The 9,693-nt window shown below is 62.1% G+C and carries 8 protein-coding genes; 6 read left to right on the top strand and 2 right to left on the bottom strand.

Annotated elements, in window-relative coordinates; all coding sequences use genetic code 11:
* Positions 1-69: 69 nt before the first annotated feature.
* The 6 genes from O0882_RS02990 to coaD all read left to right on the top strand — a co-directional run bounded on the left by O0882_RS02990 (position 70) and on the right by coaD (position 6,034).
* Positions 70-291: a helix-turn-helix transcriptional regulator gene (locus O0882_RS02990; RefSeq protein ID WP_165829521.1), complete on the top strand. Its 222-nt coding sequence runs from the start codon at positions 70-72 to the stop codon at positions 289-291.
* 159 nt (positions 292-450) lie between these two features.
* Positions 451-909, top strand: a complete 459-nt coding sequence (locus O0882_RS02985; RefSeq protein WP_289945239.1) for an Hsp20 family protein — start codon at positions 451-453, stop codon at positions 907-909.
* A gap of 266 nt (positions 910-1,175) precedes the next feature.
* A complete protein-coding gene (locus tag O0882_RS02980; protein WP_289945238.1) occupies positions 1,176-2,687 on the top strand; it encodes a Do family serine endopeptidase in 1,512 nt (503 codons plus the stop codon).
* Between the two features lie 109 nt (positions 2,688-2,796).
* A complete protein-coding gene (locus O0882_RS02975; protein ID WP_010400558.1) occupies positions 2,797-3,456 on the top strand; it encodes a response regulator transcription factor in 660 nt (219 codons plus the stop codon).
* Between the two features lie 2 nt (positions 3,457-3,458).
* Entirely contained in the window at positions 3,459-4,793 is a 1,335-nt protein-coding gene (locus O0882_RS02970; RefSeq protein ID WP_099379071.1) for an ATP-binding protein, read from the top strand.
* Positions 4,794-4,888: 95 nt separating this feature from the next.
* Complete coding sequence (gene coaD, locus O0882_RS02965; protein WP_289945235.1) at positions 4,889-6,034, top strand: pantetheine-phosphate adenylyltransferase; 1,146 nt, start codon at positions 4,889-4,891, stop codon at positions 6,032-6,034.
* Between the two features lie 51 nt (positions 6,035-6,085).
* On the opposite strand, the gene O0882_RS02960 is transcribed toward coaD, so the two are convergent.
* On the bottom strand, positions 6,086-7,069 hold the full coding sequence (locus tag O0882_RS02960; protein ID WP_289945233.1) for a DUF4157 domain-containing protein: 984 nt from the start codon (positions 7,067-7,069) through the stop codon (positions 6,086-6,088).
* 402 nt (positions 7,070-7,471) lie between these two features.
* Complete coding sequence (locus tag O0882_RS02955; RefSeq protein ID WP_289945229.1) at positions 7,472-9,673, bottom strand: OsmC domain/YcaO domain-containing protein; 2,202 nt, start codon at positions 9,671-9,673, stop codon at positions 7,472-7,474.
* Between the last annotated feature and the right edge of the window lie 20 nt (positions 9,674-9,693).

The following is a 9,693-nucleotide window of genomic DNA, read 5'->3' as shown; positions in this document are numbered from 1 at the left end:
AGGACAGTCCCATCATGAGAAAACGCGGCAAGACCTTGCGCGATGCCAGCAGGGGCGGGGAGCCAGCCCATGCATGAAAATATGCTCTCCGGCAACGTCGCCATGCAGCGCCTGACGCCGGCCGAGCGGCTGGTGGCGGCCATGGCCATGCGCGGCACGCCCTACAAATCCATCGCCCGCGCGCTCGACAAGTCGCCAGCCACCGTGCGCAACCAGCTGCATATGATTTACCGCAAGCTCGGCGTGAGCAACCGGACGGCGCTGTCCTGCGCCTTGCGCACCGACGACTAGTCCGCCGCGCGGCAAGCCTCCAAATATTTTCGGCACTGGGGCAAAAATCGTCTTTTTCAAGGCCTTGAAGGCCGCTTGATCGTCCTTAGATTGGTAGCAAGCGGATGCTCACGGTGAGGTCCGCCCCTCTTATCGCTTCATTTGAAAAGGATATTTATCATGCGTACTTTTGACCTTGCTCCCCTGTACCGTTCCGCCATTGGCTTTGACCGCCTGGCACAGTTGCTCAACGAACAGCGCGCCGATGCACAGCCCAGCTATCCGCCCTACAACATCGAACTGGTATCGGAAGATAAATACCGCATCGTGATGGCATTGGCCGGCTTTTCGCGCGAAGAGATCGACATCATCACCGAACGCGACTCGCTGCATGTCACGGGCCGCAAGCAGAAAGATGGCGTCGAGCGCACGTTCTTGCACCGCGGCATCGCTGCCCGCGATTTCGAACAGCGTTTCCAGCTGGCCAACCATGTGAAGGTCACGGGCGCCACGTTTGAAAACGGCATGCTGACCATCGACCTGGTGCGTGAAGTGCCGGAAGCGCTGAAACCGCGCAAGATCGAGATCGGCAGCGGCAGCGACACTGTTAACGTGCTGGAACAGCGCCAGGCAGCCTGATCTGAGCTGAGCTGACCCCGGCGCCCCTCTGGCGCCCGGGCAGCCAGGAGGCTACCCTCCCATGCAGTAAAATACTGGCCGGTTGATCCGGCCAGTGTCACGTCCAGGCCCTGTATGCCCCTCCATAGCCCGCCATGCGGAACGCCAGATTAAGCGATGCTTAAAGGCGCCAACGCCTGTTTCCAAATGGAAAAATGTTAAGCACCGCCTAAGACTCGTGGCCCACTATTGCATACATCAAAATCTCATTGAATGAGGAGCAATTCATGGAACAGCAAACGAATACCGCATCGCTGAAAATCAAACGCACCGTAGCCGCGCTGGCCGCGATCGGTGTGCTGGGCGCCGGTGGCGCCATGGTCATGCATCAGAACAATGCCGGCGCGAATGCCGCAGCGGCCGCCGCCGCCCCCGTGGCTGCCGCCGTCGCGCCTGCCGCCAGCGCGCCGCTGGTGGCCTTGCCCGACTTCAGCCAGATCGCCGCGCGCAACAGCCCGGCCGTCGTCAACATCAGCGTCACGGGCAGCACCAAGGTGGCCTACGACCCATCGGCCCAGGCCGGCAACGACGACTTCGGCAACGATCCGTTCTTCGAATTCTTCCGCCGCTTCCAGGGTCCGCAAGGCGGGCAGCGCGGTGGCCGCGACGTGCCCACGCACGGCCTCGGTTCCGGCTTCATCGTCAGCCCGGACGGCATCATCATGACGAACGCCCACGTGGTGCGTGATGCGCGCGAAGTGACCGTCAAGCTGAACGACCGCCGCGAATTCCGCGCCAAGGTGCTGGGCACGGATCCGAAGACGGATATTGCCGTGCTGAAGATCGACGCCAACAACCTGCCCATCGTGCCGCTCGGCCATTCGAGCGACTTGAAAGTGGGCGAGTGGGTGCTGGCCATCGGTTCGCCTTATGGCTTCGACAGCACGGTGACGGCCGGCGTGGTCAGCGCCAAGGGCCGCTCCCTGCCCGACGACAGCAATGTGCCGTTCATCCAGACGGACGTGGCGGTGAACCCCGGCAACTCGGGTGGCCCGCTGTTCAATACACGGGGCGAAGTGGTCGGCATCAATTCGCAGATCTACAGCCAGACGGGCGGCTTCCAGGGCTTGTCGTTCGCCATCCCGATCGACCTGGCCGGCCGCATCAAGGACCAGATCGTCGCCACGGGCAAGGCCAGTCACGCCAAGCTGGGCGTGACGGTGCAGGAAGTCAACCAGGGCTTTGCCGACTCGTTCAAGCTGGCCACGCCGGAAGGCGCGCTGGTGGCCAACGTGGAGCGGGGCAGCCCGGCCGACAAGGCGGGCCTGAAGTCGGGCGACGTGGTGCGCAAGGTGAATGGCCAGCGCATCGTTGCCTCGGCCGACTTGCCAGCCCTGGTGGGCACGTCCTTGCCAGGCGACAAGATCAGCCTCGATGTCTGGCGTGACGGCAAGATCGTCAGCCTGACGGCGACGCTGGGCAATGCGGCCGACAAGGTGGCCGAAGTGGCGAAAAGCGACAGCGCGGCCGGCAAGGTACAACTGGGCCTGGCCCTGCGTCCGTTACAATCGGATGAAAAACGCGAGGCGGGCATCAGCGCCGGCCTGCTGGTGGAAGACGCGGGCGGTGCCGCCGCGAATGCCGGAGTGCAGCCGGGCGACGTGCTATTGTCGGTGAATGGCCGTCCCGTCAACACGGTCGAGCAGGTGCGCGACGTGGTGGAAAAATCCGCCAAGTCGGTGGCCTTGCTGATCCAGCGCGGCCCCGACAAGATTTTTATTCCGGTGCGTTTGGGGTAAGCCGCAAGCCCAACCCACGGGCAAATACCGGGGTCGGACCCTGAGGGTCCGACCCCAGCTTTTCATCTTTTTGGGTGAAAGCAAGCATAACAAGATAGAGAGGCAAGCCATGCGCTTATTGCTGGTAGAAGACGACACGATGATCGGCGAGGTGGTGCTCGATTTGCTGCGCGCCGAGCACTATGCGGTGGACTGGGTCAAGGACGGCGACATGGCCGACACGGCCCTGCAGACGCAGACCTATGACCTGGTGCTGCTGGACTTGGGCTTGCCGCGCAAGGATGGCCTCGACGTGCTGCGATCGATGCGTTTGCGCAAGCTCGACACGCCCGTGCTGGTGGCCACGGCGCGCGACGCCGTCGAGCAGCGCATCGCGGGTCTCGACGCGGGCGCCGACGATTACGTCCTGAAGCCATATGACCTCGACGAACTGCTGGCGCGCATACGTGCCCTGCTGCGGCGCGCCTCGGGCCGTCCGGAACCGATCTTCGAGCATCAGGGCGTGTCCATCAATCCGCTGACGCGCGAAGTGATCGCCGAGGGCCATCCCGTCAACCTGTCGGCGCGCGAATGGGCCGTGCTGGAAGCGTTGATCGCGCGCCCCGGCATCGTGCTGTCGCGCGCGCAGCTGGAAGAAAAACTGTACAGCTGGAAGGATGAAGTCAACAGCAATGCCGTCGAAGTGTATATCCACGGCTTGCGCAAGAAGCTCGGCAGCGACTTGATCCAGAACGTGCGCGGCCTCGGCTACATGGTGCCCAAGGCATGAGGATGAAGGTCACGGTGACGCACTCGCTGCGCGGCCGCCTGCTGTGGTTTTTGCTGGCGGCCATCATCATGGCGGCCCTGGCGCAGGCGTCGATCGCCTACCGCAGCGCGCTGTACGATGCCGACCAGATCTTCGACTATCACATGCAGCAGATGGCCCTGTCGCTGCGCTCCGGCGCGCCGCTGGCCAACCATGCGCAAGCCTTGCCGGCCGACCCCGTCAACAACGACATGGTGGTGCAGGTGTGGACGCCGGACGGCGTGCAGGTGTTCCGCTCGATCACGCGCGCGGAATTGCCGCAGCGCGCCGTGCTGGGCTTTTCGAATGTGAAGGCCAATGGCACCACTTACCGCATCTTCTCCGTGCAAACCAGTTCCCAGACCGTGCAGATCGCGCAGGACATGGCCGTGCGCAAGCGCATGGCCGGCAGCCTGGCGCTGCGCACGGTGGGCCCCATCGCGCTGATGGCGCCGATTTTGATGCTGGTCGTCTGGTGGGTCGTCAGCGGTTCGCTGGCGCCCGTCTCGCGCGTGCGCAAGCAGGTGGCGGCGCGCCAGGCCGATGATTTATCTCCCGTCTCGGAAGCGGGCTTGCCCGACGAGGTGCGCCCCCTGGTCCATGAACTCAATCTCTTGTTCGGCCGCGTCAAAACGGCGTTCGACGCGCAGCAGCATTTCGTTGCCGACGCCGCGCATGAATTGCGCACGCCGCTGGCGGCCCTGAAACTGCAGGTCTTGAGCCTGGAACGGGCCGAATCGGAAGAAAAGCGCAGCCTGGCGATCTCGCGCGTCAGCGCCGGCATCGAGCGGGCCACGCGCCTGGTCGAGCAGCTGCTGGTGCTGGCGCGCCAGGAAGCGAGCGCCGCCAGCGGCGACCAGCTGCAGGCGGTGGACTTGAACGACGTCGTCAAGCGCGCGCTGGGCGACATGGCCGGCATCGCGCAGGCGCGCAAGATCGACCTGGGCCTGCACCACATGGACCCGGCCAAGGTGGCGGGGCAGGCCGATGCGCTCAACATCATGCTGCGTAACCTGGTCGACAACGCCATCAAGTACACGCCGCAGGGCGGCACGGTGGACATCGACCTGCGCGCCAGCCCCGTCGGCGTGACCTTGTCGGTGGAAGACAGCGGCCCCGGCATCCCGCCCGAGGAGCGCGAGCGCGTCTTCAGCCGCTTCTACCGCGTGCCCGGCACGGACGCCAACGGCAGCGGCCTGGGGCTGGCCATCATCAAGGCCATCGCCGAGCGCCATGGCGCGCGCCTGGTGCTGGACAAGTCCGAGCGCCTGGGCGGCCTGTGCGTGCGCGTGGAATTCCCGCAAGCCGTGAAGAAATAGCGTTTTGATCATGATCTTTGGCATGTTGCATTGACGCGCGCGCCGTGGCCCTATATTGTCTGCGAAACAAGCAGAACCAGACCACGGAGCGCAGCATGCAGAAGATCGGATTTTCAGGAACCCTCGACCCCATCACCAACGGCCACATGTGGGTGATCGGCGAAGCGCGTTCGCTCGCCGACGAGGTGATCGTCTTCCTGTCGCAAAACCCCGCCAAGAAGCCGCAGTTCCCGGCCGAAGACCGCAAGCGCATCATCGAGCAGAGCGCGCGCGAGTGCGGCTGGGACAATGTGCAGGTGGTCATCGTCAAGGGCGACTACACGGCGCGCGCGGCGAAAAAGCATGGCTGCGACTACCTGATCCGCGGCATCCGCACGACGGCCGATTTCGACTATGAAAACCTGATCCAGCAAACCAATGTGGACGTGCTGCAGGGCGCCAAGACCATCTTCGTCATGCCGCCGCGCGACCTGGGCTCCGTCAGCTCCAGCTTCGTCAAGGCGCTGGAAGGCCCGGTGGGCTGGAACTGGACCATGAAGAAATTCGTCCCCGGCCCGGCCTACCAGGCGTGGATACTCGACTGCCTGCGCAAGGAGTGGGAAGCGCTGTGGAACTACCCTACCGCGTCCGACGCCGACATCGCGCTGGCGGATCACTGGTTCACCTACCTGACGGGACCGCAGGCGTACGGCGGCGCGGAGCGCCACTATCACAACCTCGACCACCTGGTGCACGGGCTGTCGGAAATCCGCGTATGGGCCGACAATACCTATGCGCCCAAACGCGACAGCGCGCTGGTCAAGAAGGCCTTCTGGTTCCACGATGCCGTCTACAGCCACGACGACGAGGCCCTGTATTCGAGCGAAGAGGCGAGCGCCCAGCTGTGGCTGGCCAGTGGCCTCGATGCGGGCGACAACCTCGATGTGGCGCAATTGATACGCGCCACCGACCATTTCCAGGGGCCCGGTATCAGCCACGCGCTGAAGGACGCCATGCTCAGCGCCGACCTGGCCATCCTGGGGCAGGATGAAGAGGTATATCACGCCTACACGCAAGCCATCGGCCTTGAATATGCGCATGTGGACCCCGTGCGCTTCAACGAGCAGCGGGGCCTGGCGCTGCAGCATTTATGCGGCAAGGCGCAGGCGGGCCAGCTGTTTGGCGATGCGTATTTCGCCGATCAGTACAACGCGCGGGCGATTGAAAACATGCAGAAGGAGATCGCGGCGCTGGCCGGTTGATTGCGTGCATGATGCCGCGCCGCTGGCTTGCCGGAGGCCTTGATCTGGGTATCACAAACAACTGGTTTGCCAGGGAGCGCCACCGTCGCCGCAGATGCCAGCAGGTCCGCAGGCGCGGGGAATGGCGATGCCGGATTGGCAGACGGGTGCGCCGGTCTGGGCTGTTGGACTCACCGATCCCCAACATTGGCATGTTGTCAGCATCCATCCTGAAGGCAGTTTCTGCGGTATGGGCGGGTCAAATGCAGAGACGCCCAATGAGCGGTTGCCGGCATGCGACGACTGCAGCAGTCTGGCCTCGTTTTCCCGGGCATAGGCGGGTGCTTCGACAGGACCGCCATCGGACGAGTTATCCACCCATTGCTTGGCAAAGCCCGTTACGCCCCAATTCTTGTATTGTTGGACATGCAGCATTTCATGCGCCCATAGTGCCGGATCGCGCGCATCATCATCGCTGCGAAAAATGACGGCATTCAAGACCGTAATCGCGCGCGTGTTGCTGTTAAATTGCATTTGCGCCGCCTGCAGCGTGTTTTGCAAAGCGCTCCACTCGCTGGTCCAGCGGACCGAATCGAGCAGGTCGGGGGTATGCCAGCGCAGCAGGAAAGCCTTGATTTCCGGGGCCATGCTGTTGGCATTGCCGCCGGTGACGACGGCGTTGCGGGCCGATACCATCGCCGCTGCCACCGGTGTGTAGGGAATCTGGCCTGGATTCTGTATCAACTGTATTGCCGTGTCGGGATTCTTTACGACAAATTCGGTGATGTCGCCTGTTGTCGGGATACCGGTGGGATTGAGCGGGGCAAGCGGATTCAGAATGGTGCCGATGGGATCTGTCTTGCCACGTTCAGTCACCTTGCCTGGATCGATGACGGGAGGGAGAATGCAGCCACTTTTAGGAAGACAGACACATCCGACAAGTGGCGCGCATGCTTCGTATTGACAGTCGGGGCAACCGGCCGTGGCGGCCGTACCATGGAATACTATGCCTGCCAGCACCAGCAAGCCGGCGGTTGTGCGCGATAGCGTAGCCATGAGATCTCCCCCGATGCAGGTTGCCCCTCTGTTTTTGGCATGTCTTGGTGGTGGCAACAGCGATGACGATACGCCGGATTCCTGTGCGCGGCAGGCTATTTCGTCTGAAACAAGGAAGGCTTTGCGCTAGATCAATTCAGACTATTCACTCAGGAACGTTCAGCTTGAAGCGCATGGGCAGCGTGCTCATGCGGCAAACATAAGCGATACGTATTTGCGCGGCATGTTGAAGCGCATCCAGCGCGTACCAGGCGATCATCCGGCAACTGCCGCGCCCGGGCACAGGTATCGTGCCGGGACGAACCTGTGTCCGGACCAGCAACGCATGGCCAAAACGACGCGCAGTAGGTTTTGACAGGCGTTCCAGGCCTTAGTCCTGCGCATGAGCGCTGGCCCGTCGCCTTAGCTGGCTGTGGCCGCCTTGGCGCGCGCCGCGTGCAATTTCTTGAAGCTGTCGATCAGGCGCTGGTGCCTGTCCAGGCCTTCCAGTTGCATGCTGGTCGGGGTCAGGCCGAAGAAGCGCACGCTGCCGTCCACCGAGCCCAGCACCGCGTCCATGCGGGCGTCGCCAAACATGCGGCGGAAATTGACGACGTAATCGTCCAGCTCCAGCTCGTCGTCGAGTTCCACTTCCAGCACCACGTTCAAGGCTTGATAGAACAGTTTGCGTTCAAGCGTGTTGTCGTTGTACTGCAGGAAGGTTTCCACCAGCTCTTTTGCTTCCTCGAATTGCTGCAGTACCAGATGAATCAGCAGCTTCAATTCCAGCGTCGTCAGCTGGCCCCATACCGTGTTTTCGTCAAATTCGATGCCGATCAGGGTAGCGATGTCGCCGTACTCGTCGAGCTCGCTGTTTTCCAGGCGATCGAGCAAGTCTTCCAGGCTGGCATCGTCCAGCTGATGCAGGTTCAGGATGTCGGCGCGGAACAGCAGCGCCTTGTTGGTGTTGTCCCAGATTAAATCCTCGACCGGATACACCTCGGAATAACCGGGTACGAGGATGCGGCAGGCGGTGGCGCCCAGCTGGTCGTACTCGGCCGTGTAGACTTCCTTGCCCATTTCTGCGAGGATGCCGAACAGGGTCGCCGCTTCCTCGGCATTCGAGTTTTCGCCGTGGCCGGAAAAATCCCATTCGACAAAATCGTAATCGGCCCTGGCGCTGAAGAAGCGCCACGAGACGATGCCGCTCGAATCGATGAAGTGTTCGACGAAGTTATTCGGCTCGGTGACGGCTTCGCTGGTAAACGTCGGCTGCGGCAAGTCGTTCAAGCCTTCGAAGCTGCGGCCTTGCAGCAATTCCGTCAGGCTGCGCTCGAGCGCCACTTCCAGGCTCGGGTGCGCGCCGAACGAGGCAAACACGCCGCCCGTGCGCGGGTTCATCAGGGTGACGCACATCACCGGGTACACGCCGCCCAGCGACGCATCTTTGACCAGCACGGGAAAGCCTTGCTCTTCCAGGCCCCGGATGCCGGCCAGGATACCCGGGTATTTCGCCAGCACGTCCTGCGGCACGTCGGGCAGGGCGATTTCGCCTTCGAGGATTTCGCGCTTGACGGCCCGCTCAAAAATTTCCGACAGACATTGCACCTGCGCTTCGACCAGGGTATTGCCGGCGCTCATGCCATTGCTGACGTACAGGTTTTCGATCAGGTTCGATGGGAAATACACGACCTTGCCATCGGAATGGCGCACATACGGCAGCGAGCAGATGCCGCGTTCCGCATTGCCGGAGTTGGTGTCGACCAGGTGCGAGCCGCGCAGCTCGCCATCGGGGTTGTAGATCTCCAGGCTGTACGCATCGAGGATTTCCTTCGGCAGCGCATCCTTGCGGCCCGGCTTGAACCAGCGCTCGTTCGGGTAATGGACAAAATCCGCGTTGGCGATGTCCTCGCCCCAGAACGATCCGGCGTAGAAATGGTTGTTGCTGAGGCGTTCGATATACTCGCCCAAGGCCGACGCCAGCGCGCTTTCCTTGGTCGCGCCCTTGCCGTTGGTAAAGCACATGGGCGAATGCGCGTCGCGGATATGCAGCGACCACACGTTGGGAATGATGTTGCGCCATGAGGCGATTTCAATCTTGATGCCCAGGCCCGCCAGCAAGCCCGACATATTGGCGATGGTCTGTTCCAGCGGCAAGTCCTTGCCCACGATATAGGTGCTGGCTTCGCCGGTCGGATTGAGCATCAGCAAGGATTGCGCATCGGCGTCCAGGTTCGCGACTTCTTCAATGACGAATTCTGGCCCCGCTTGCACCACTTTTTTCACTGTGCAACGGTCGATCGAGCGCAGGATGCCCTGGCGGTCCTTGGCCGAGATATCGGCCGGCAACTCGACCTGGATCTTGAAAATCTGCTGGTAACGGTTTTCCGGATCGACGATATTGTTTTGCGACAGGCGGATATTCTCGGTGGAAATATTGCGCGTATCGCAATACAACTTCACGAAATACGCCGCGCAGAGTGCCGATGATGCCAAAAAGTAATCGAACGGGCCAGGCGCCGAACCGTCGCCCTTGTAGCGGATGGGCTGGTCGGCGATGACGGTAAAATCGTCGAACTTGGCTTCGAGACGCAGCTTGTCGAGAAAGTTGACTTTAATTTCCATGAGGTAATCCAATACTGTGC

It is taken from the genome of Janthinobacterium sp. SUN073, assembly GCF_030397665.1.
Classification (GTDB): domain Bacteria; phylum Pseudomonadota; class Gammaproteobacteria; order Burkholderiales; family Burkholderiaceae_D; genus Janthinobacterium.
This window is presented reverse-complemented; position numbering and strand designations above follow the sequence as displayed.